Below are 23,138 nucleotides of genomic sequence, written 5' to 3'. Positions count from 1 at the left end.
GATTCTTCCATTCGCTTCGCGCAAAGCGGGAGCGCGGGTTCCGTCAGCGCCGCCAGGGCGAGTCCTCAGCCGTGGCGATGCGATAGCGCGCGATGGCCGCCGCGCAGTCGTCGGCATCCACGCGGCCTAGCGCCCGCAACGCGCTCAGCGCCGCCAGCACGATCTGGTGCCGGTCGACCTCGAAGAACTCGCGCAGTGCAGCGCGCGTGTCGCTGCGACCGAAGCCGTCGGTGCCGAGCGCGGTAAAGGGTGCGCTGACATAGCCCGCCACCAGCTGTGGCCAAGCGCGCACGTAGTCGGTGGCCGCGACGATGGGCGCGTCCCCCGGCAGGCACTGCTGCACGTGAGAAAGGCGCGAGACTTCTTCCGGATGCAGCCGGTTCCAGCGCTCCACCTCGCGCGCATCGCGCGCCAGCTCGCTGAAGCTGGTGGCGCTCCACACCTCGGCCTGCACACCCCAGTCGTCGGCCAGCAAGGCAGCGGCCTCGATCACCTCGCGCAGGATCGTGCCGGAGCCCAGCAGCCGAACCGTGCCGCGGTGCTCGTGCACGGCCTGCACCGAGTATCGATACAGACCCTTCACCACGTCGGCGGCCACGCCCGGCGGCAGGCTGGGCTGGGCGTAGTTCTCGTTCATCAACGTGACGTAATAGAACGCGTCTTCGCGCTGCTCGAGCATCTGGCGCATGCCGTGGTCGAGGATCACCGCGAACTCGCCGGCGAAGCACGGGTCGTAGGCGTGGCAGTTGGGCACGGTGGACGCCTGCAGCAGGCTGCTGCCGTCCTGGTGCTGCAGGCCTTCGCCGCCGAGCGTGGTGCGGCCCGCGGTGGCGCCGAGCAGGAAGCCGCGCGAGCGCTGGTCGGCCGCGGCCCAGATCAGGTCGCCCACGCGCTGGAAGCCGAACATCGAGTAGTAGATGTAGAACGGCAGCATCGCCATGCCGTGCACCGAGTAGCTTGTGGCTGCGGCCGTCCAGCTGCTGATGGCGCCGGCCTCGCTGATGCCTTCTTCGAGAATCTGACCGTCACGCGCTTCGCGGTAGCTCAGCACCGAGCCGATGTCTTCGGGCTCGTACTGCTGGCCTTCGCTCGAATAGATGCCGACCTGCTTGAACAGGTTGGCCATGCCGAAGGTGCGCGCCTCATCGGCCACGATGGGCACGACGCGCGGGCCGAGCGCAGGGTCCTTCAGCAGCGCGGTGAGCATGCGCACGAAGGCCATGGTCGTACTCATCTCCTTGCCGTCGGCCTCGAGCGCGAAGGCGGCGTAGCTGTCCCGTGGTGGCACAGGCACCGGCGCGTCCTGTGCGCGGCGCACGGGCAGCGGGCCGCCCAGCGCGGTACGGCGTGCGTGCAGGTAGCGCATCTCCGCGCTGTCGGGCGCGGGCTTGTAGAACGCGAGGTCGGCCACCTGGTCGTCACTCAGCGGCAGCGAGAAGCGATTGCGGAAGGCCACCAGGTCTTCGCGCTCGAGCTTCTTCTGCTGATGCGTCGTCATGCGGCCCTGCCCCGCGAGGCCCATGCCGTAGCCCTTCTTGGTCTGCGCCAGGATCACGGTCGGGCGGCCCTTCGTCAACGCGGCCTCGCGGTACGCGGCATGGATCTTCACGATGTCGTGGCCGCCGCGCTTCAGCCGGTCGATCTGCTCGTCGGTGAGGCCTTGCGCCAGGGCGGCGAGTTCGGGGTTCTGGCCGAAGAAGTGCTCGCGGTTGTAGCGGCCGTCTTTCGCGGCGAAGGTCTGGAACTGCCCGTCGACCGTGGCTGCGAAGGCCTTGGCGATGGCGTTGTGTTCATCGCGCGCGAAGAGGCCATCCCAGTCGGAGCCCCACACCAGCTTGAGCACGCGCCAGCCGGCGCCAGCGAACAGGGCTTCGAGCTCGTCGATGATGCGGCCGTTGCCGCGCACCGGGCCATCAAGCCGCTGCAGGTTGCAGTTGACAACCCACACGAGGTTGTCGAGCTTTTCCCGCGCTGCCAGCGTCAGCGCGCTCATGCTCTCGGGCTCGTCCATCTCGCCGTCACCGAACACACCCCACACCTTGCGCGCCGACGTGTCCTGCAGACCGCGGTGCTGGAGGTAGCGCATGAAGCGCGCGTGGTAGATCGAGCTGATGGGCCCGAGGCCCATCGAGCCGGTGGGGAACTGCCAGAAGCTCGGCATCAGCCAGGGGTGCGGGTAGCTGCTGAGGCCTTGCACGCCGGCACGCTGGGCGGTGATCTCCTGCCGGTAATGGGCCAGGTCGTCGGCCGTCAGCCGCCCGTCGAGAAAGGCGCGTGCGTAGACGCCAGGGGCGGAGTGCGGCTGGAAGAACACCAGGTCGCCGCCGGTGCCGTTTTCGGCGCCACGGAAGAAGTGGTTGAAGCCCACCTCGAACAAGTCGGCCGCGCTGGCATAACTCGCGATGTGGCCGCCGAGTTCACCGTAGGCCTGGTTCGCGCGCACCACCATCGCGAGCGCGTTCCACCGCATGATGGACGCGAGGCGCTCCTCGATCGCCAAGTCGCCAGGGAACGGCACCTGCGCCTGCACCGGGATGCTGTTGATGTACGCGGTGCCACGCGGAGCGCGCCAGTCGACCGCAGGCGCCATCGCCAGGTGGGCCAGCATGTCCATCACCTCACGCACCCGCTGAGGGCCGGCAGCGGCGAGCAGCGACAGCAGCGCGCTGCGCCACTCTTCGGTTTCTTCGCGATCGGGATCGAGGTCGATGCGGGTCTGTGATGAATGGTCGCCCATGGCCAACTCCTTTTGATCCGACTGTAGGGCCGGCGCTCAAGCCCCCACGAGAGGCAACGGCGCGGCGCTCAGAGGTCCAGCGCGGGGCGGTGCTCGTCGCCGCTGACGAAGCGCCACTGCCCCACCAGCGTGGAGACCACGAAGGCAATGGCCGCCGTCAGCATGATCATGGACCACGACGCGAGCCACGCGTTGTCGTACGCGCCGAACAGGCTCGCCCGGAAGGCCCGCACGACCCAGGTAAAGGGCAGCCACGGGCTGAGGCCGCGGAACAGGTCGCCGCTCAGCTCGACCGGCAGGATGCCGCCCGACGACGACAGCTGCAGGATCAGGAAGACCAGCGCCAGCGCCTTGCCCACGTCGCCGAAGGCGCGCGTCAGCGCCAGGATGATCAGCAGGAAGGTCACCGACGCGAGTGACAGCGTGAGCCAGAAGGCCGCGAGGTTCGGCACGCTGACGCTGAGCAGCAGCGTGAGCATCAGCAGCACGATGGTGGCCTGCAACACCACCAGCCCCGACAGCAGCGTGAGCTTGCCCAGCACCTGCGCGATGCGCGAGGCCCCGCGGGCCGACTCGGGCAGGCGGCGCAGGTGGAAGATGAACGCCATCATCACCGCGCCCAACCACAGCGCCACCGGCACGAAGTTGGGCGCGAAGCCCGTACCGTTGTTGGCCACAGGCGCCACCACTTCGACCACGGGCTCCACCGAATCGGCGAGGCCGCGTGCGCTGCCTTCGAGCGAGGGCGTGTCGCTGGGCAGCGAGGCGTCGAGCAGGTCGAGGCCGACCGCGAGCCGTGCCGAGCCGGCGTGCAGCTTCTCGACGCCGCCCTTCAGCGCGAGCGTGCTTTGTGCAAGCGTGTTCATGCCGTTGCGGAATTCATCGAGCTTGCCGTCCTCGGGCAGCTTGGTGGCGAGCGTGTGGATGTTGTCGCCGAGTGTGGTCACGCCCTCGGTCAGCTTGCCGACCGCACCGTTGAGCTTGGTGGCGCCGTCGGTGAGCTGGGCCTGGGCGCTGCGTGCCCGCTGCAGCCCGGCGACGAGCTGCTCGCCGCCGTCGCCGAGCGTGTCGGCCGCCTTCGCGACCTTCTCGCCGACGAAGAGGATGTCTTGCGTCTCGTCGCGCATCTGGCGTGCGCCATCGGTGAGGCGCTGAGCGCCTCCCTGCAGTTGCTCCAGGCCGCGGCCCAGTTCGACGTGGCCGTCGGCCAGTGTGCGCGAGCCCTGCTTGAGGGCCGACAACTCGGAAGCGGCAGGCCGCTTCGCATCCATCGTGCGCACACCGGCACCGGCCTGCTTGAGCCCGCTTGTGAGCTGGCCGGTGGCGTCGCCGAGCTTGCGTGCGCCGTCGCTCAACGCGCGGGTGCCGGTCTCGGTCTGCACCAGGCCGGCGTCGAGTTCATGCGAGCCGGCGCGCAATTGCGCCACGCCCTCCTTCAGGCTGCGCACACTGCGCTGCGAGCCGGCCGCCGTGGTCAGCACCAGCTCCCAGCGCTTCTCGTTCAGCGTCTCGTTGACCTGGTGGCCGAGTTCGGCGGCGAAGCGGCGCGCCATGCCGGCTGCTGTGTAGTTGTTGCCTTCGGAGGTGTAGATGATCAGGCGGCCCGCTCCAGCCTGCAGGCCCGGCACGGCATTGGCGCTGAAGTCGCGCGGGATGATGAGCGCGAGCACCGCGCTGCCTTCGCGCACGGCCTTGCGGGCCACCTGCTCGTCGGTGTAGATGTGAAAGCCGAAGGTGTGCTTGGCCTGCAGCGAGGCCGCCAGCTCGGCACCGACCTGGGCCCGCTGCCCCCGGTACTCGACCCCGGCGTCGAGGTTGACGATGGCCGCCGGCAGCAGCGAGGTGCGTGCCGCCGGGTCCCACACGCTGGCCAGGTAGATGAAGGCATAGAGGGCCGGAATCAGCAGCACTCCCAGCACCGACCAGCCTAGCGTCGGAAAGCGCTTGAACAGCCCGGCTTCAAGACAGGCAATGGCCCAGGCATCGCGCAAGGTCTTCATCGTGGGGTTTGTCCGGTGGTGCCGAAGAATACGCGAGGGCGCCCGGCCTTGCCGGGCTACGGCAAGGTCGCGTCGTAGCGCTTCTGGCAGCGCTCGCAGAAGAAGCTGCGGCGCTTCATCTTGCCCAGCTCGGCCAGCACGAAGGGGATCTTGCAGCGCGGGCAGATGCGCTTCGTGTGGGCCAGCCAGTGCTGTTTCAGCACGTTGGCCTTCTTCCACTCGAGGAACTCGAACCCGTACTGGCGCGCCTGCGCCACCAGTTCACGCAGCTTGGCGGCCGGCAAGGCGCCCACGACCGACAGAGGATGCAGCCGGATGCGGAACAGCACCTCGTTCTTGATGATGTTGCCCACGCCGGTGAACACCGTCTGGTCGAGAAGCGCATCGCACACCAGCGCACCGGGCATGGCACGAAGCTGGCGCCGGACATGCGCTTCGTCCCACAGGTCCGACATGATGTCGGTGCGCCAGTCGTAGGTGTTCTCGAGGCGGCCTTCCACGCAGGCCACCGAGCAGGTGTAGAAGTTGAGTTCGTCGCCGCCGTCGAACACCAGCCCGAGCCGCGGCTGGGTGTCGGGCTTGCGTTCGTTGATGCGGTAGGTGCCGAACATCAGCAGGTGGATGCGCACCGAGAAGCTCTTCAGCTCGATCAGGAAGTGCTTGCCCCAGCTGCGCAGCGCCACGACGCGCTGGCCCACAAGGCGCTCCTTGTCGATCTGGGCGTAGCCTTCTGCGCGAGCGATCTTCTTGCCCGCGAAGCCCGCGGCCTGCTCCCTCAGGATGACGATCGACGGGCCTTCGGGCATCGGGAACTACATGTCAGCTGCGCCCGAGCTCCGCACGCATGGCGTCGATCACGGCCTTGTAGTCGGGTTTGCCGAAGATCGCGCTGCCGGCCACGAAGGTGTCGGCACCTGCATCGGCCACCTGGCGAATGTTGTCGACCTTGATGCCGCCGTCCACCTCGAGCCGGATGTCGCGGCCGCTCTTCTCGATGATCTTGCGCGCCTGCTCGATCTTCTTCAGCGCAGCCGGGATGAAACTCTGCCCGCCGAAACCGGGATTCACGCTCATGATGAGGATCAGGTCGACCTTGTCGATCACCCACTCGAGCACGTCGAGCGGCTGCGCCGGGTTGAACACCAGGCCGGCCTGGCAGCCTTCGGCCTTGATGAGCTGCAGCGTGCGGTCCACATGCGCGCTTGCATCGGGGTGGAAGCTCACGAGATCGGCGCCCGCCTTGCAGAAGGCCTGTGCAAGCGCATCGACCGGCTGCACCATCAGGTGCACGTCGATCGGCACCTTCGTGCCGTCGGCGGCGACCGAATGCTTGCGCAGCGCCTCGCAGATCATCGGCCCGAACGTCAGGTTGGGCACGTAATGGTTGTCCATCACGTCGAAGTGAATCCAGTCGGCACCGGCAGCGATGACCTCGCGCACTTCGTCGCCCAGGCGAGCGAAATCGGCCGACAAGATGCTCGGTGCAATGCGGTAGCGGGGCTTTGTCATCCAACGATTCTAGGAGCGTCCCTAGAATCCGCGCATGCTCAAACCCGAATTCACCTGCAGCGTCAGCGTTCGCCATCTGCCCGAACAATCGGAGCCCGACAACGGCACCTACGCCTTCGCCTACACCATCACCATCCGCAATACCGGCACGGTGACGGCGCAGCTGATCGCGCGGCACTGGGTCATCACCGACACGCGCGGCCACACCGAAGAAGTCCGCGGCCTCGCGGTCGTCGGCCAGCAGCCGCTGCTCAAGCCGGGCGAGCGTTTCGAATACACCAGCTGGACGCACATCGCCACGCCGCAGGGCAGCATGCGCGGCACGTTCTTCTGCATGACCGAAGACGCACAGCCGTTCGACACGCCGGTGCCGGAGTTCGGTCTCTCGCTGCCGTCGGCGCTGCATTGATCGCGCCGCGTTGATGGTGTTCCAACGGAAGAAGACAGCCGGGCCGAAAAAGAAACCGGGACCGTGGGACCTGAGCGCCCTGCTCAACGCCGCCGACGCATCGGCCAGCCTGCCCGAACGCCACCTGTGGCTGGTGCGCTTGCTGGAATGGCTGCGCCACGCGGCCCAACCCGTGGAAGAAGCGCCCGAGAGCAGCCAGCAGAAACCCGCGCCGCTGCTGCGCCTGCGCCACCTGCTCAATGTGCTGGAGCGCAACCCCGAGTACCAGGCGCAGGTGTCGGCGTTGCTCGTGCGCTTCTGGCGCGAGGTCGACACGCCAGCGTTGCTCGCCGACTTCGGCTTTGCGCCGCGCATGGCGCTGGCGAGTGAATTCGGCCAGCGCCTCCGCATGCGACTGTTGCCAGCCTCGCCGGCCACCACCAACCTCGCCGAGCTGTTCCGCCTGCTGTTCCCGGACCCGCGCGACGCGCTGTGGCTCGACCAACTTGACGGCGAGACCATCCACCGCATCACTGCGCTGCTGCAGGTGCCTGAAGAAGGCCATGTGGCCGCCGACTGGCGCACGCCGTTTCTCGACGCGATCATGTTCCTCTCGAGCGCCGTGCGTGCCTCGGGCTTCTCGCCGATGCTGCGCCAGCGCATGAGTCCCGAGCTGCTGGTCGAGGCGCCGTTTCGCCAGCTCGCGAGCGTCGCCGAGCAGGTGCGCCAGCATGCGATTTCGGGCGACACGGCGGCGCTGCTGCGTGAAGCGCAGTTCTTGCGCGCGGTGCTCGACAGTTGCCGCCGCTGTGCGCTGAGCGTCAACGATCACTTGGAGGAACACGGCGTCTCGGTCGACGTGGTGTTCGAGATCGACCAGCTTTTGCAGCGCACGCATCGCATCGAAGAGCTGCTGATCTGCGTGGTGAGCCCCGAGCCAGCACCCGAGGTGGTGAAGCTCGTGGCCGGCCTCGTGCGCACCGCCGAAGAGCGGCGCAGCCTGCGTGCGCTCTTTGCGATGCACTACTCGCTGCTCGCGCGCAAGGTGGCCGAGCGCAGTGCCGAGACCGGCGAGCACTACATCACCCGCGACCGTTCGGCGTACCGGGCGATGCTGCAGGCCGCAGCGGGTGGCGGTGCGGTGCTGGCCGGCACCACCTTCATGAAGTTCTTCGTGCTGGCGATCGGTCTCGCGTCGTTCTGGTCCGGCTTCTGGGCCGGCGTGAACTACGCCGTGAGCTTCGTGCTGATCCACCTGCTGCACTTCACGGTGGCCACCAAGCAGCCCGCGATGACGGCACCGGCCATGGCCGACAAGCTCGCCGACGTGGGCAGCGACGAAGCGGTGGAAAGTTTCGTCGACGAAGTCGCGAACCTGATCCGCTCACAAGCCGCCGGCATCGTCGGCAACCTGACAGCCGTGGCGCCGCTGGTGCTGGCCGTGCAGCTCGGCTGCCAGGCGATCTTCGGTGCGACGCCGGTTACCCCGAAGGATGCGCACCACGTGCTGGAGACCCTCACGCTGCTCGGCCCCACGCTGCTGTTCGCGGCCTTCACCGGCGTGCTGCTGTTTGCGAGTTCGATCATCGCGGGCTGGGTCGAGAACTGGTTCGTCTGGCACCGCATCGACAGTGCGATCGCCTGGAACCCACGCATCGTCGCCCGACTCGGCTCGGCGCGCGCTCAGCGCTGGGCGGTCTACTGGCGCACCAACATCTCGGGCTTCACGGCGAACATCTCGCTCGGCTTGATGCTGGGCATCGTGCCGTCGGTGATGCTGTTCTTCGGCTTGCCGATCGAGGTGCGGCACGTCACGCTGTCGACGGGCCAGTTGGCCGCCGCGGTCGGAGCGCTGGGCTTCGACATCTTGAAGCAGCCTCCGTTCTGGTGGTGCCTGGCCGCCACGCTGCTGACCGGCGTGCTGAACCTCGGCGTGAGCTTCTTCCTGGCCTTCAAGGTGGCACTGCGCTCGCGCGGCGTTCGCCTGACCGACCGCAGCCGCATTTACCGGGCGATCCGCCAGCGTCTGTGGCATCACCCGCTGTCGTTCGTGCTGCCGCCGAAAGGCTAGCGCGGCTCGTCATCCTCACGGCGTTCACCGCCTTTGCGACCGGAGAACATGGTCCACCACACGATCAACCCCAACACGGCCAGCGCACCCAGCGCTTCGAGCACCAACAAACCCATGATGACTGTCTTCCTCGGCGGCAGGAGGCTCCTGGCGGCAGCGATTCTAGGTGTGCTCGCCGCGTGCGCGAGTGGGCCCGTCTACTCGCCATCGACGCCTTCGCCATCGACCCCATCTTCTGTGCCTCCCGTTGCCGAGAAGCCCACGGCTCCGGCGGTGCCCCCCGTCGTGATGCAGCGCAGCCGCTCGCGCTGGGTGAGTGCCGACTGGTCCGAGCTGCCCGGCTGGGAGGCCGACGCCACCGCCGAACTCTGGCCCGCACTGCAGCGCGGCTGCGACAAGCCACCGCTCGAATGGGCGCGCATCTGCAGCGATGCACGCAGCGTCACGCCAGCGTCCGACGCATCGGCGCGCGCCTGGCTGCGCCAGCGCCTGCAGCCGTGGCGGGTGGAGTCGGCCGAGGGGTCCGCAGACGGGCTCATCACCGGCTATTTCGAACCGCTGGTGGAGGCACGACGCGTGCCGACCGGGGCCTTTCGCATCGCACTGTATGGGCCACCGCCTGACTTGACCACGCGCAAGCCGTACTGGACGCGTCAGCAGCTCGACACCAGCACCAGCGCGCAAGCGTCGTTGCGCGGCCTGGCACTGGCCTACGTGGCCGACCCGCTGGATGCGCTGATCCTGCAGATCCAGGGATCGGGGCGCCTGCAGCTCACCGAAGCCAACGGCCAGCGCAAGCTGCTGCGCGTGGCCTACGCCGGCCACAACGACCAGCCCTATAAATCAGTGGGCCGCTGGCTGATCGAACAAGGCGAGTTGCGCGCCGAGCAAGCCTCGTGGCCAGCGATCAAGGCCTGGGCACGCGCCAACCCCAAGCGCCTGAACGAGATGATGTGGAGCAACCCGCGTTATGTGTTCTTCCGCGAAGAGCCGCTGCCCGATCCCGCCGTCGGCCCGAAGGGCGGGCAGAACGTGCCGCTGACGCCGGGACGATCGATCGCCGTCGACGTGCAGAGCGTTCCGTATGGAGTGCCGGTGTGGCTCGACACCACCGAGCCCTTGTCGAACACGCCGCTGCGGCGGGTGGTGATGGCGCAGGACACCGGAACCGCGATCACCGGCGCCGTACGGGCCGACTACTTCTGGGGGTGGGGCGACGTGGCTGAGCAGCAGGCCGGCCGGATGAAGCAGCCCTTGAGGATGTGGGTGTTGTGGCCAAAGAATTAGCCCCCCAGTCGCTTCGCTCCTGCCCCCGAGGGGCGCCACCCAGCGGCCCGGCAAAGCCGGCTCCGCGGGCGTTGCTTGATGAGTGCGCCGCTCCGCTTGCACGGAGAGCACGAGTCAAGCCGGTACCCGGGCCGCTTCTTTCATCGTCTGAGACACCACGCCGTACACATCGATCCAGGCCTCACGAACCTCGGGCGTGAACGCCACACCGGTGCCCTGCTCGAGCGTGCTCAGCAACGCCGTGCCAACCGTGTCGTAGTGCTCGTCGCGCACTCCGTAGTCGGCGTGGCGGCGCCCCAGACTTTGCAGCACCGGGATCAGCGTGTGCGGCTTGTCGAGCAGGCCGACCGCCTGGCCGATCATCTTCATGAGCTGCTCGCCTTGCGCGACCATGTCGCTCTTGAACAGCTTCTGCAGCGACGGGTCGAGCGCGAACAGGTTGGCGTAGAACAGCTCGGCCGCCTGGGGGGCGATGGGCTCGACGAGGTCGAAGCTCTCTTTCACCAGCTGGGTCGTGTACTCATCCATGACGAATCCTCCGAACGGTGCATGGCGACGCGTGCCGGCAAAAGTGATGCAAGCAGCGAGCCGCCCCGGGGCGGTGCGACCGGAGAGAGGAAACCCGACAGGAAGGTCAGATCAGGCTGTGGGCCAGCCGGATGACGACGATCGACGCGGCGGCGAATGCCACCAAGACCCAGTTGGGTAGAAACCCTTGGGGTGCGTGGTCGTGGCGATGACGATGTTTGTCAATCATGTGAGTTCCAGCAGCAAGACCGACCTGAATGGGCGGTTCGTAGGCGGCCTGGCAATGTGTTTGAGGCCGCCGGTTCCAAATAGCGAGCTTCGTGCCAGCTCAGTGGCGGTGCCGACCGGTGGGGCGGCCAAAGAATTCGATGTAGTGCGCCACGGCGTCACCGTTGTCACCGACCAAGCTCACCGCGTGGTGGATCTGGTGGTCGGGCACGTCGAGCAGCCAGGACCAGCGCGCCACCTCCAGCGGGTCGGCGAGGTCGACGTGGGGATACGCAGGGCCTTGGAGCGATGGGGAGCTGTGATCGGGGTGCATGGCATCACGGATGACGTTTGGATACCTGAAATATCGGCCGATCACCCTGCTGACTTGAGACTTGCCACCCAGTGAAGCCACCGAACTCTGGGCTCAACTTCTCGCGAAGCTGGTTCAGGCGACGACCGTGCGGTTGCGCCCCGCCGTCTTGGCCCGGTACATGGCCCGGTCGGCGCGCTCGATGATGGCTTCCATGCGGTCGTCGATGCCGCACACGCCGATCCCCGCGGAGAAAGTCACGCCGAGCCGCGGTGCGATGTGCTCGAAGCTGCGCGCGGCCAGTTGCGCACGCATGCGTTCGACGCACACCAGCGCGTCTTCGGCGGTGGTGTTTGGCAGCATCAGCAGGAATTCTTCACCACCCCAGCGGGCCAGCGCATCGCCGGCACGCAGGCCGTGGGTGATCACGTCGGCGAATATCTGCAGCACTTGGTCGCCGGCCTGGTGGCCGCAGACGTCGTTGACGCGCTTGAAGTGATCGATATCCATCAGCACCATGCTGATCGGCTGGCGGTTGCGCTGCTGGCGGGCACGCTCGGCCATCATCAGCGTGGTCATGTGGCGGCGGTTGGACAGGCCGGTGAGTTCGTCCTGTGTGGCCAGCAAGCGGTTTTGCGACAGTGCGCGCTCGAGCTGCATCTTCTGCTCGCGCAGCTTAGTGCGGATGGCGCTGAGCTGGCCGGCGAGCCAGCCGATGGTCGGCACCATCAGCGCCACGATCAGGAAGTTGAGCAGTTCTTCACGCGGGGGGAACTGCACCGGCTGGCTGTAGGCACACCAGGCCATCGTGAGGCCGAGCAGCAGCACCGCCAGGGCGCCGATGCGGCGCGCCTGCACCGGCGTCAACGCAAACACGCCGAAGAACTGGCCGGTGAGCAGCGCCATCAACATCGCACCACGAATCGGGCCGGCAATCACATATGCGGCACAGCCCGCCAGCAAACAGAACAGGCTTTGTGCCTGTGTGAGGGCGGGGTCGGCTTCGAAGCGCAGACTGTGCCCGCTCCGAACGACGGCATAGAACACTGCCGAGACACTCATCACCGTGGCGGTGAGCAAAGTGGCGGGCCACAGGCCGATGACACCGAGCCACACGCCCAGCCAGGTGATCGCGCTCAGGCCCACATACATGAGCACGGCCACCAGCGCCTGCTGCACACGCGCGTGCTGGCTTCGTTCGGCGCCCATGACGACGTCGACCCATCGGTTCACTTCAGCTCGATTCATGTCTGGCTCGTTATCGGCGGCGTCCCGCCAAGCTGAACGGTACCCCTTCATCGCGCTGTCGCAAAGCGTGCACGATGCAATCGGGCCCCCCTGAACCGGGGTCATGTAACGAGTGCATCACGCCGCGTCTCGACGGCTGTCACAACGACGTCAGGCCCGGGCCTTAGGCTCGGCGCCTCATGACCCCTTGGATCCTGCTGCGCGGCCTGACGCGCGAAACCCGGCACTGGGGCGAATTCCCCTCTCGGCTCGGGGAATTCGGCGCACCCGTGCTGGCATTGGACCTGCCCGGAAACGGCCGTCTGTGCCGCGAGGCGAGCCCAGCCAGCGTCGAGGCGATGGCCGATCACGTCCACGCCCAACTGCAGAGCCAGGGCCACGCACCACCTTACAGACTGTTGTCGATGTCACTCGGCGCGATGGTCGCAGTGGCGTGGGCACATGCCCGCCCAAGCGAGGTCTCTGGCGCGGTGCTGATCAACACCAGCCTGCGCCCGTTCAGCCCGTTCACCCAGCGGCTGCGTCCTGCCAACTACGCCACGCTGATGGGCATGGCGCTGACCGGCGACGAGGCCCGCTGGGAAGAGGCAGTGCTGCGCCTGACGACACGCCTGGCGCCAGTCGGCCCAGCCCGTGTGCGCCTGCTCGACGCCTGGGTCACGTGGCGCCGCGAGTGCCCGGTGTCGCGAGCGAACGCGCTGCGCCAGTTGCTGGCCGCAGGGCGCTACAAGGCGCCCGCAGCGAAACCGGCGGTACCGATGCTGGTGCTGACGAGCACGCACGACAGCCTCGTCGACACCCGCTGTTCGGAGCGCCTGGCCGCAGCGTGGCAGTGCGACATCGCCCGCCACCCGCGGGCCGGGCACGACCTGCCGCTGGACGACAGCGCCTGGGTGCTCGCGCAGATCCAGCGCTGGCTAGCGGATCAGCTGGTCACAGCCCCAGATCGCTGAGGCTCGCGTGGTCGTCGGGACGGCGACCGAGCGGCCAGTGGAAGAGCCGGTCCTCGGCCTTGATCGGCAGGTCGTTGATGCTGGCGTAGCGGCGCATCATCAGGCCCTGTTCGTTGAACTCCCAGTTCTCGTTGCCGTAGCTGCGAAACCACTGGCCCGAGTCATCGTGGAATTCATAGGCGAAACGCACGGCGATGCGCGCACCGTCGAAGGCCCACAGCTCCTTGATCAACCGGTAGTCAAGCTCGCGTGCCCACTTGCGCTGCAAGAACTCCTTCACCTGCGCGCGGCCGACCGGGAACTCGGCGCGGTTGCGCCAGCGGGTGTCTTCGGTGTAGACGCCGACCACCCGATCGGGGTCGCGCGAATTCCAGGCATCTTCGGCCATGCGCACCTTCTGGCGCGCGGTGTCGGCGGTGAACGGGGGCAGCGGGGGGCGGCTTTCCATGATGTCTCCAGAATGGGTTGGCCCCGAGCTCGGGGCCGGCCGAACATACAAGCTATCGAAGCCTGGCACGACCGACGGGTTTATCGCGCCGAGCCGCGCCACGATGCCACATGCCATGGCGTCGAACAGGGTCTTGCATACAAATTGGTGCGCAGCATGCACTTGAATGCCATCATTTTTTGCGCGCGCCCGGTATGCACTGCGTCTCACGCGGTGCCTGCGGTGAAGCAAGCCATGGCACATGGCTTGCGTTTCGTCGCCTCCTGATCTTTAGGACACCGGATGCTGCAACTGCCTGGAAGGCCGATGGAATGAGCGGGTCGATCGTCGTGCGCGATGGTCACGGGTGCGTCGGCACCTCGATCGCCAGCCGCTTCCACACCCAAGCGAACTCACCGACACGATGACCGCGTTGCTCGAGGTACGCGGCCTGCGCACGCACTTTCGCACCGAGGAAGGCGAATTCCCCGCGGTCGACGGCGTGAGCTTCTCGGTCGACGCCGGCCGCACGCTGGCCATCGTCGGCGAATCAGGCTGCGGCAAGAGCGTGACCTCGCTGTCCATCATGGGCCTGGTGCCCAACCCGCCGGGGCACATCGAAGGCGGCTCCGTTCGCTTCGAAGGCCGCGAGCTGGTCGGCGCGCCGATCGACGTGATGCAAGACCTGCGCGGCAACGGCATGGCGATGATCTTCCAGGAGCCGATGTCGTCGCTGAACCCCGTGTTCACCATCGGCGAGCAGATCGTCGAAGGCCTGTTGCGGCACCGCAAGATCAACCGCGCCGAAGCCACCGAGCGTGCGATGGCCATGCTGCGCAGGGTGCGCATCCCGGCACCCGAGCAGCGCTTTCACGAGCACCCGCACAAGCTGTCAGGCGGCATGCGCCAGCGCGTGATGATCGCCATGGCTCTCGCCTGCGAGCCGCGCCTCTTGATCGCCGACGAGCCCACCACCGCGCTCGACGTGACCATCCAGGCGCAGATCCTCGACCTGATGCGCGAGTTGCAGCGCGAAACCGGCACCGCCATCATCCTCATCACGCACGACCTCGGCGTGGTGGCCGAAGTGGCCGACGAAGTGGTGGTGATGTACGCCGGCCGCATCGTCGAGCAGGCACCGGTGCAGCAGCTGTTCGACGAGCCGCAGCACCCGTACACCATCGGCCTGCTCGGCTCGATCCCGCGGCTCGACGGCGAACGCACGCGGCTCGCGTCGATCGAAGGCCAGGTACCGAGCCCGCTGCGCCGGCCCAGCGGCTGCAGCTTTGCCGACCGCTGCCCGTTCTCCGATGCGCTGTGCCGCGCCGCCGTGCCCGAGCTGCGCGACGTCGGCCCACAGCACCGCTCGGCCTGCCGCAAAGCGCCGCTCGACCCGCAGGTGTTGATGGAGGAGGCCGCGTGATCGACGCCCCACTGCTGCAGGTGCAAGGCCTCGTGAAACACTTCCCGGTGCGCCGCGGCCTCTTCGGCCGTGTGAGTGGCGCCGTGCGCGCGGTCGATGGTGTCGACCTGCAGATCCGCGCCGGCGAGACGCTGGGCGTGGTCGGCGAGTCGGGCTGCGGCAAGTCGACGCTCGGGCGACTGGTGCTGCGCCTGATCGACGCCACCGCCGGTGAAGTGCTTTTCGACGGCAGCGCGCTTGGCTCGCTCGACGCTGCCGCACTGCGCGCACAGCGCCGGTCGATGCAGATCATCTTCCAGGACCCGTACTCGTCTCTCAACCCGCGCATGACAGTCGGCCAGACACTCGCCGAGCCGCTGATGCTGCACGGCCTGCATGCCGGCCGCCACCGCGAACGCGTGGCCGAGTTGCTGCACACCGTGGGCCTCGCGGCCGAGCACGCGCAGCGCTACCCGCACGAGTTCTCCGGCGGCCAGCGGCAGCGCATAGGCATCGCCCGCGCACTCGCCGTCGAGCCCAAGCTCATCGTCTGCGACGAGGCCGTGTCGGCGCTCGACGTGTCGGTGCAGGCGCAAGTCGTCAATCTGCTGCAGGACCTGCAGCGCCGTTTCGGCATCGCCTACCTGTTCATCGCACACGACCTCGCGGTGGTGAAGCACATCGCCACGCACATCGCCGTGATGTATCTCGGCCGCATCGTCGAGACGGCGGACAAACGCGCGCTGTTCACTGCGCCCCGCCACCCGTACACGCAGGCGCTGCTGTCGGCCATTCCCTTGCCCGAACCCGGCTTGCAACGCGAACGCACGCTGCTGGCCGGCGATGTGCCCAGCCCGCTCAAGCCACCCACCGGTTGTCACTTTCACACCCGCTGCCCGCATGCGCGGCCGCTTTGCTCCGAAGCCACGCCGCCGCTCGAGTCGATCGACGGCCATGCCGTGGCCTGCCATTTCTGGCGCGAGATCCCGCCCCCAGCCGCACTGCCGCAAGCCGCAGCGATCACCCCGGCGCGGGCACGGCTCGCACGCTTGCAATCTGCTTTCGTTTCGCCGTCCGCGGCGGCTCCCTGAGAACCTTTGTCTTTGGAGATTGACCCGATGAAGCTTTCTGCCCGACTGCTCTGTTCCGCGCTGCTGCTCGCGCTCGCACCCTTCGCGACGCAGGCGCAAACGCTGCGCGTCGGCCTCGCCGAAGACCCCGACGTGCTCGACCCCTCGCTCGCGCGCAGCTTCGTCGGCCGCGTGGTGTTCAGCGCGCTGTGCGACAAGCTGTTCGACATCGACGAGAAGCTCGCCATCCAGCCGCAGCTCGCGACTGCGTACGAATGGTCGGCCGACAGCAAGACGCTCACGCTGAAACTGCGCCAGGGCGTCACCTTCCACGACGGCGAGAAGTTCGACGCTGCCGCCGTCAAGTTCAACATCGAGCGCCACAAAACGATGCCGGGCTCCAACCGCCGCGGCGAGCTGGCACCGGTGGCGAGTGTCGACGTGGTCGATGCCAGCACCGTGAAGCTCATCCTCGCCGCGCCCTTCTCGCCACTGCTCGCGCAGCTGGCCGACCGCGCCGGCATGATGGTCTCGCCCAAGGCTGCTCAGGCCGCCGGCGACAAGTTCGGCCTCAAGCCGGTGTGCTCCGGACCGTTCAAGTTCGTCGAGCGCGTGGCCCAAGACCGCATCGTGCTCGAGCGCTACCCGCAGTACTGGAACGCCGCCGCCATCCATTTCGACAAATTGGTCTACACGCCGATCCCCGACGCCACGGTGCGCTTGTCCAACCTCAAGGCGGGCCAGCTCGACTTCATCGAGCGTGTGGCCTCGAGCGACATCGCCAAGCTGCAGTCCGACAAGAAGCTCAAGACCTCGCGCATCACCGAGATCGGCTACCAGGGCATCACGATCAACATCGGCAAGAGCGAGAAGGCCAAGCAGAACCCGTTGGGCCGCGATGCGCGCGTGCGCGAAGCCTTCGAACTCTCGCTCGACCGCACCGGCCTGGCCCAGGTGGTGATGGACAAGGAAGCCACCGTCGGCAACCAGTGGGTCGCACCGACCAACGCCTACTACGCCAAGAACGTGCCGGTGCCCAAGCGTGACATCGCGCGCGCCAAGCAGCTGCTGAAAGAAGCCGGCGTGCCCAACCCGAGCTTCACGCTCGTAGCACCCACCACCTCCGACGCGCAGCGCCTGGCGCTGGTGGTGCAGGCCATGACGCGCGAAGCCGGCTTCGACGTGAAGATCCAGGCGGCCGAATTCGCGACCTCGCTCAACATGGCGGACAAGGGCGACTACGAGGCCTACATCCTCGCGTGGAGCGGCCGCGCCGACCCCGACGGAAACCTGTTCAGCTTCCATGGCTGCAAGCAGCCGCTCAACTACACGGGCTACTGCGACCCCGAGACCGACAAGCTGCTGAACCAGTCACGCGAGTTGCGCGACCCGGCCGAGCGCAAGAAGGTGTTCGACCAGATCGCTGCCCGCGTGACGAAGGAGCGCCCGGTGATCTATCTGTACCACCGCAACTGGCTGTGGGCGTACACCGCCAGGCTGTCGGGCGTGCGCGAGATCCCGGACGGGTTGCTGCGCGTCACCGGGTTGAAGCTGGCCTCCTGACACCACGCCACCACGCCGCCGATGTTCGACTTCTTCATCAAGCGCGTCGCAACGATCGTCCCGACACTGGTCTTCGTGTCGATGCTGATCTTCGGGCTGCAGCAACTGCTGCCCGGCGACCCGGCCATGATCCTCGCCGGTGAAGACCAGGACCCGACCGTCGTCGCCTACCTGCGCACCAAGCTCCACCTCGACGAGCCGCTGCCCATGCGCTATGCGTACTGGGTTGGCGGCGTGCTGCACGGCGACCTGGGCGAGTCCGTTCGCAGCCAGGAGCCGGTGCTGCACCTCGTTCTGCAGAAGCTGCCCGTCACGGTGGAGCTCGCGCTGCTGGCGTTTGTGATCGCTCTCGTCATCGGCATCCCGGCCGGCGTGGTCTCGGCGGTGGGGCGCGGCACGGCGTGGGACTACGTGGCCAACGTGTTCGCGCTGTGGGGCATCTCCACGCCCAACTTCTGGCTCGGCATTCTGATGATCATGCTGTTCTCGGTGCAGCTCGGCTGGCTGCCAGCCTCGGGCTACGTGAGCCCGTTTGAAGACCTCGGCGCCAACCTGGCCGCGATGATCATGCCGGCCTTCGTGCTGGGCAACGCCATCGCCGCGGTGCTGATGCGCCACACGCGCAGCGCGATGCTGCAGGTCATGTCGGCCGACTACGTGCGCACCGCCCGCGCCAAGGGCCTGAACGAGCGCACCGTGGTGCTCAAGCACGCGCTGCGCAATGCGCTCACGCCCATCATCACGTTGGGCGCGCTGGAGCTCGGCACGCTGTTGTCGGGCGCGGTGCTCACCGAGCAGGTGTTCACCATCCCCGGCTTCGGCAAACTGATCGTCGACTCGGTCTTCAACCGCGACTACGCGGTGGTGCAAGGCGTGGTGCTCGTCACCGCCACCGCCTACATCGTGCTCAACCTGTTGGCCGACATGGCCTACTTTCTCGTCAACCCGCGGTTGAGAAGCTGAGGCGCCGAACCAATGTCTGCCGTGCTCCCCGCGCCCCTCACCAACGCCCCGGCCACGCCAGCCGGTCCGTGGCGCCGTGCCTGGCGCAAGCTGCGCCGCCGGCGGGGGGCACTCGTCGGCCTGGCCGTCGTGCTCGCCTTCATCGCGATGGCGCTCTTCTCGCCGTGGATTGCGCCGCAAGACCCGATCGCCACCAGCTGGAGCGCCATCCGCCAGGCGCCCAGCGCAGAGCACTGGTTCGGCACCGACGAGATCGGCCGAGACGTGTTCTCGCGCGTGATCTGGGGGACGCGCGCCTCGCTGCTCGCCGGCGTGGTGTCGGTGACCATCTCGCTGTTGCTGGGCGTGCCCATCGGCCTGGCCGCGGGCTTCATCGGCGGCTGGGTCGACGGGCTCATCTCGCGCATCACCGACGCCTTTCTCGCCTGCCCGTTTCTCATCCTCGCCATCGCGCTCGCGGCCTTTCTCGGCCCCAGCCTTACCAACGCGATGATCGCCATCGGCGTGTCGGCCACGCCGATCTTCGTGCGGCTCACGCGGGCACAGGTCATCAACGTGAAGGTCGAAGACTTCATCGAAGCCGCGCGCGCGGTCGGCAACCCGCCGCTGCGCATCGCGCTGCGCCACGTGTTGCCCAACATCGCCGCGCCGGTCGTGGTGCAGGCCACGCTGGCCATCGCGTCGGCCGTGATCGCCGAAGCCAGCTTGTCCTTCCTCGGCCTGGGCCAGCAACCGCCCGCGCCGAGCTGGGGCAGCATGCTCAACACCGCCAAGAACTTCATCGACAACGCACCGTGGATGGCCGTGTGGCCAGGCCTGTCCATCTTCGGTCTGGTACTGTCTTTCAATCTGCTCGGCGACGGCCTGCGCGACGCGCTCGACCCCCGCCAACGCTGACCCTCCCGATTCACCGGACGCGACCATGAACTTCGACTGGAACAACCCCTACCCCACCATCCGCAGCCCGCTGATGGCACGCAACGTCGTCGCCACCTCGCAGGCACTGGCCTCGCAGGCCGGCGTGCGCATGCTGCTCAAAGGCGGCAACGCGGTCGATGCGGCCATCGCCGCGGCGGCGGCGCTCACCATCGTCGAGCCGGTGTCCAACGGGCTGGGCAGCGACAACTTCGCCATCCTCTGGGACGGCAAGGCACTCCACGGCCTCAATTCATCGGGCGTGGCGCCTGCAACGTGGAACCCGGGCTACTTCCGCAAGAAGCACGGCGACGCCTTCCCGGTGCGCGGCTGGGACACCGTCACCACGCCCGGCGCGGTGGCCGGCTGGGTCGCCTTGTCCACCCGCTTCGGCAAGCTGCCCTTCGGCGACCTGCTCGAGCCGGCGATCGAGCTGGCCGAGCGCGGCCATGGCGTCGGCCGCATCGTCTCCGACAAGTGGGGCCGCCAGGTGCCGTTTCTGAAAGACCAGCCCGGTTTCGCGGAGGCGTTCATGCCACGTGGCCGCGCGCCCGAGCCGGGCGAGCGCTTCGTCTTCGCGGAGGCTGGCGCCACGCTGCGCAAGATCGCAGCGACCAAGGGCGAGGCCTTTTATCGCGGTGAAGTCGCCGAGATGCTGGTCGCGCATTCCAAGGCGAATGGCGGCAGCATGGCGCTTTCGGACTTGGCCAACTACCAGCCCGAGTGGGTCACACCGATCCAGAAGAACTTCGCCGGCTACACAGTGCACGAGATTCCGCCCAACGGCCAGGGCATCGCCGCGCTGATGGCGCTGGGCATGCTCGAAAAGCTCGACCTCGGCCGCCTGCCGGTCGATGGCGTCGAGTCGCAACACCTGCAGATCGAGGCGATGAAGCTCGCCTTCGCCGACACCTACCGCTGGGTCGCCGAGGAGCGCTTCATGAGCGAGGTAACGGCGGCCGACCTGCTGAGCGACGGCTACCTCGCCGAACGGGCCAAGCTCATCGACCCGCGCCGCGCTGCCGACCCGGCGCACGGCATGCCACCGAAGGGCGGCACCATCTACCTCACTGCCGCCGACGAGAGCGGCATGATGATCAGCTTCATCCAGTCGAACTACATGGGCTTCGGCAGCGGCGTGGTCGTGCCCGGCACCGGCGTCAGCCTGCAGAACCGCGGCCACGGCTTCACGCTCGACGAGAAGCACCCCAACGTCGTGGCTGGCGGCAAGCGCCCGTTCCATACCATCATCCCCGGCTTCCTCACGAAAGATGGCAAACCGCAGATGAGCTTCGGCGTGATGGGCGGCAACATGCAGCCGCAGGGCCACTTGCAGACGCTGGTGCGGCTGCTGGTCCACCGCCAGCAGCCGCAGGCCGCCTGTGACGCGCCGCGCTGGAAGGTGGCCACGGGCCTGTCGGTCGACTTCGAATCCACCATGTCGCCCCAGTTGGTCGACGGCCTCAAGGCACTGGGCCATCGCTCAGAAACCACAGCCGATTCGTACATGGATTACGGCAGCGGCCAGTTCATCTGGAAGCTGAGCGACGACCTGGAAGACGGCTACGTGGCCGCCAGCGATTCGCGGCGCGACGGGCACGCGGCGGGGTACTGAGCTGATTGACGTCGTGGCCTCGTGGCGCCACAAACATCGCGCTTGACAAACGAATTCATATGAATACGATTGCATTCATTCGAATTCTTAGGTTGAGCGCGAATGGTCACACAAGCCATGACGATGGAGCCTCTGTCGGCTCGAATCCCCAGCGATCTCTACCTGTGGCTGGCCCAGCTTCGAGTTGAAGGTGCCACCACCAACAGCGACAAGCTCCGGATCCTGCTGGGCCAGTTGAAGCGCCAGCACGACGGGGCGCTGGACTATGTAGCCGCCCACAGCTGGGCACGAGACATGACGGGCCGCCTGCGTGAAGCCTTGGTGCGTACCGAAAGCCGAACCGGCCGCCATTCCGAGGTGCTCAACTTGCTGCTTGAGCACCTGACGACAACACTTGCCTTGGCAGTCAGCTCGGCCCCCACCGACGAGGCAGAAGCCGCGAAGCTCGAAGACGCGCTCGTGAGGCGCAGCTTCGCGCTGTGCGAAGCCTTGCTACGGCAGGCCACCACCACCTCGGCTGCCGCCTACGACCCGGCAGTGGTGCGACGACACACCGCCGCAACGATTGAATTGGCCACAACGATCAACAGCCTCAAAGGAGCCTGACATGTCTGATTCCCTCAAAAACAGAGTTGGCCGAGTCATCGCCGGCGGCATACACGCGCTGCTCGACCGCATCGAGGACCAGGCACCCGAAGCAGTGATGGAGCAATCGATCCGTGAGGCGGACTCGGTCATCAACGACGTTCGCCACGAGTTGGGGCTGGTCAGTGCCAACCGCCATCTCGCACAGCATCAGCATTCCGTGCTGAACGCGCAGCATGAGAAATTGGTTGGCCAGATCGAACAGGCCTTGCAGCAGAATCGCGACGATCTCGCCACCTCGGCGGTGGCGCGTCAGCTCGACATCGAAGCGCAGATTCCCGTTCTCGAGACAACCCTGGCAGAGTACGCACGCCATGAAAACGAGTTGCAAGGCTACGTCGCCGCATTGCTGGCGAAGAAACGCGAGATGGTGGATGCGCTCAGCGAGTTCCGCAAGAGCCGCACTGCGGCATTGCAGCAGGCAAGCGGAGGCACCAGCACCTCGGCCGACCAGCGCATGAGTGCCGTCACCGGCGCCTTTGATCGCCTGTACGAACGACAGACGGGGCTGTCTGGAACGGCACGCAACGTGAGCATGCAGCAGGCAGCCAACCTGAAGGAGCTGGATGACCTCGTCCGTGCCAACAAGATTGCAGAGCGCATGGCACAGCTGAAAGCCGGCAAGGCATGAACTTGTTCACCGCGGCGGAGACATTGCCCTTCGGCGTTGCGTTCGCCCTCATCGTCGCGATTGCACTGCTCGAAGGCTTCGGCATGCTGTTGTCCCTGAGCCCGAGCAACCTGCTCGATCACGTCTTGCCCGACATCGACGGTGATACCGGCATCGACCGCGTGCTCGGCTGGCTGCACATTGGCAAGGTTCCATCGCTGGTCCTGCTGGTGGTATTTCTCAGTGGCTATGCATTGTTCGGCTACGGGCTGCAGATGGTCGTGCACGGCATCTTCGGCTTCTACCTGCCCGGCTGGCTCGCAGGCCTCGTCGCGATCCCCTCGGGCATGGCGACAGTCCGCAGCCTCGGTGCCTTGGTCGCGCACATCATTCCTCGCGACGAAACCAGCGCCGTCAGCGAAGTGACGCTCATAGGCCGCGCCGGCGTCATCTCTGGCGGCACAGCTCGTCGCGGCTTGGCTGCCCAGGCGCGAGTGCGCGATAGCCATGGCCGCACGCACTACTTGATGGTCGAGCCTGACATCGACGACGAGCTCTTTGAAGAGGGCGCCCAGATCCTCATCGTCAAAAAGGCGGGGGCGTTCTACCGCTGCATTGCGAACCCGCACCCCACCTTGCTCTGATCCGTACCGCAACAACCCAAGATCGACAAATCTACCGAGGGAG

The 23,138-nt window shown here is 67.0% G+C and carries 22 protein-coding genes; 13 read left to right on the top strand and 9 right to left on the bottom strand.

Features of this window, described 5'->3' with window-relative positions:
* Window positions 1-43 precede the first annotated feature (43 nt).
* The 4 genes from mdeB to rpe form a co-directional block, all read right to left on the bottom strand.
* Window positions 44-2,737 (bottom strand): alpha-ketoglutarate dehydrogenase, encoded by a 2,694-nt coding sequence (gene mdeB, locus AC1DYS_RS06495; protein WP_477897185.1) that lies wholly within the window; start codon window positions 2,735-2,737, stop codon window positions 44-46.
* 68 nt (window positions 2,738-2,805) lie between these two features.
* Window positions 2,806-4,737: a YhgE/Pip domain-containing protein gene (locus AC1DYS_RS06490; protein ID WP_477897183.1), complete on the bottom strand. Its 1,932-nt coding sequence runs from the start codon at window positions 4,735-4,737 to the stop codon at window positions 2,806-2,808.
* A gap of 56 nt (window positions 4,738-4,793) precedes the next feature.
* The gene (locus AC1DYS_RS06485) at window positions 4,794-5,543 is read right to left on the bottom strand and encodes a DNA-formamidopyrimidine glycosylase family protein (protein WP_477897181.1); all 750 of its coding nucleotides are present in this window, start codon (window positions 5,541-5,543) and stop codon (window positions 4,794-4,796) included.
* 13 nt (window positions 5,544-5,556) lie between these two features.
* Window positions 5,557-6,246: a ribulose-phosphate 3-epimerase gene (rpe, locus tag AC1DYS_RS06480; protein ID WP_477897179.1), complete on the bottom strand. Its 690-nt coding sequence runs from the start codon at window positions 6,244-6,246 to the stop codon at window positions 5,557-5,559.
* Between the two features lie 34 nt (window positions 6,247-6,280).
* Between rpe and apaG the strand changes: the two genes are divergently transcribed.
* The 3 genes from apaG to mltA all read left to right on the top strand — a co-directional run bounded on the left by apaG (window position 6,281) and on the right by mltA (window position 9,992).
* Window positions 6,281-6,655: a Co2+/Mg2+ efflux protein ApaG gene (gene apaG, locus AC1DYS_RS06475; protein ID WP_047487117.1), complete on the top strand. Its 375-nt coding sequence runs from the start codon at window positions 6,281-6,283 to the stop codon at window positions 6,653-6,655.
* A 13-nt stretch (window positions 6,656-6,668) separates the two neighbouring features.
* Window positions 6,669-8,705, top strand: a complete 2,037-nt coding sequence (locus tag AC1DYS_RS06470; RefSeq protein WP_477897176.1) for a site-specific recombinase — start codon at window positions 6,669-6,671, stop codon at window positions 8,703-8,705.
* A gap of 237 nt (window positions 8,706-8,942) precedes the next feature.
* A complete protein-coding gene (gene mltA, locus AC1DYS_RS06465; RefSeq protein ID WP_477897174.1) occupies window positions 8,943-9,992 on the top strand; it encodes a murein transglycosylase A in 1,050 nt (349 codons plus the stop codon).
* 114 nt (window positions 9,993-10,106) lie between these two features.
* Here the strand turns inward: mltA and AC1DYS_RS06460 are convergent, their stop codons facing one another.
* The 4 genes from AC1DYS_RS06460 to AC1DYS_RS06445 form a co-directional block, all read right to left on the bottom strand.
* Window positions 10,107-10,520: a globin family protein gene (locus AC1DYS_RS06460; RefSeq protein WP_477897172.1), complete on the bottom strand. Its 414-nt coding sequence runs from the start codon at window positions 10,518-10,520 to the stop codon at window positions 10,107-10,109.
* A 106-nt stretch (window positions 10,521-10,626) separates the two neighbouring features.
* Window positions 10,627-10,749: a hypothetical protein gene (locus AC1DYS_RS06455; protein WP_477897170.1), complete on the bottom strand. Its 123-nt coding sequence runs from the start codon at window positions 10,747-10,749 to the stop codon at window positions 10,627-10,629.
* Window positions 10,750-10,848: 99 nt separating this feature from the next.
* Window positions 10,849-11,061, bottom strand: a complete 213-nt coding sequence (locus AC1DYS_RS06450) for a DUF3606 domain-containing protein (protein WP_477897168.1) — start codon at window positions 11,059-11,061, stop codon at window positions 10,849-10,851.
* 114 nt (window positions 11,062-11,175) lie between these two features.
* Complete coding sequence (locus AC1DYS_RS06445) at window positions 11,176-12,288, bottom strand: GGDEF domain-containing protein (protein ID WP_477897166.1); 1,113 nt, start codon at window positions 12,286-12,288, stop codon at window positions 11,176-11,178.
* Window positions 12,289-12,467: 179 nt separating this feature from the next.
* Between AC1DYS_RS06445 and AC1DYS_RS06440 the strand changes: the two genes are divergently transcribed.
* Window positions 12,468-13,241, top strand: coding sequence for an alpha/beta fold hydrolase (locus AC1DYS_RS06440; RefSeq protein WP_477897164.1), 774 nt, complete (start codon window positions 12,468-12,470; stop codon window positions 13,239-13,241).
* Here AC1DYS_RS06440 and AC1DYS_RS06435 read toward each other — a convergent pair.
* Window positions 13,222-13,689: a nuclear transport factor 2 family protein gene (locus AC1DYS_RS06435; RefSeq protein WP_047487132.1), complete on the bottom strand. Its 468-nt coding sequence runs from the start codon at window positions 13,687-13,689 to the stop codon at window positions 13,222-13,224. The genes AC1DYS_RS06440 and AC1DYS_RS06435 overlap by 20 nt on opposite strands.
* A 403-nt stretch (window positions 13,690-14,092) precedes the next feature.
* Between AC1DYS_RS06435 and AC1DYS_RS06430 the strand changes: the two genes are divergently transcribed.
* The 9 genes from AC1DYS_RS06430 (at window position 14,093) to AC1DYS_RS06390 (ending at window position 23,095) form a co-directional block, all read left to right on the top strand.
* Window positions 14,093-15,091, top strand: coding sequence for an ABC transporter ATP-binding protein (locus AC1DYS_RS06430; protein ID WP_477897162.1), 999 nt, complete (start codon window positions 14,093-14,095; stop codon window positions 15,089-15,091).
* On the top strand, window positions 15,088-16,161 hold the full coding sequence (locus tag AC1DYS_RS06425; RefSeq protein WP_477897160.1) for an ABC transporter ATP-binding protein: 1,074 nt from the start codon (window positions 15,088-15,090) through the stop codon (window positions 16,159-16,161). The genes AC1DYS_RS06430 and AC1DYS_RS06425 overlap by 4 nt, the downstream gene beginning before the upstream one ends.
* Window positions 16,162-16,188: 27 nt before the next feature.
* A complete protein-coding gene (locus AC1DYS_RS06420) occupies window positions 16,189-17,703 on the top strand; it encodes an ABC transporter substrate-binding protein (RefSeq protein ID WP_477897158.1) in 1,515 nt (504 codons plus the stop codon).
* Between the two features lie 21 nt (window positions 17,704-17,724).
* On the top strand, window positions 17,725-18,666 hold the full coding sequence (locus AC1DYS_RS06415) for an ABC transporter permease (protein WP_477897156.1): 942 nt from the start codon (window positions 17,725-17,727) through the stop codon (window positions 18,664-18,666).
* A 12-nt stretch (window positions 18,667-18,678) separates the two neighbouring features.
* Window positions 18,679-19,563 carry an ABC transporter permease gene (locus AC1DYS_RS06410; RefSeq protein ID WP_477897154.1) on the top strand — a complete coding sequence of 295 codons (885 nt, stop codon included), beginning with the start codon at window positions 18,679-18,681 and terminating at the stop codon, window positions 19,561-19,563.
* Between the two features lie 25 nt (window positions 19,564-19,588).
* Complete coding sequence (locus tag AC1DYS_RS06405) at window positions 19,589-21,196, top strand: gamma-glutamyltransferase family protein (protein WP_477897152.1); 1,608 nt, start codon at window positions 19,589-19,591, stop codon at window positions 21,194-21,196.
* A 102-nt stretch (window positions 21,197-21,298) separates the two neighbouring features.
* A complete protein-coding gene (locus AC1DYS_RS06400) occupies window positions 21,299-21,802 on the top strand; it encodes a hypothetical protein (RefSeq protein WP_477897150.1) in 504 nt (167 codons plus the stop codon).
* A gap of 1 nt (window position 21,803) precedes the next feature.
* Complete coding sequence (locus AC1DYS_RS06395) at window positions 21,804-22,472, top strand: PspA/IM30 family protein (RefSeq protein WP_477897148.1); 669 nt, start codon at window positions 21,804-21,806, stop codon at window positions 22,470-22,472.
* On the top strand, window positions 22,469-23,095 hold the full coding sequence (locus AC1DYS_RS06390) for a YqiJ family protein (RefSeq protein WP_477897146.1): 627 nt from the start codon (window positions 22,469-22,471) through the stop codon (window positions 23,093-23,095). The genes AC1DYS_RS06395 and AC1DYS_RS06390 overlap by 4 nt, the downstream gene beginning before the upstream one ends.
* Window positions 23,096-23,138: the final 43 nt, after the last annotated feature.

The organism is Rhizobacter sp. P2_G4 (assembly GCF_056403575.1).
The sequence above is the reverse complement of the archived record's forward strand: the minus strand, read 5'-3'. Positions and strand labels throughout refer to the sequence as shown.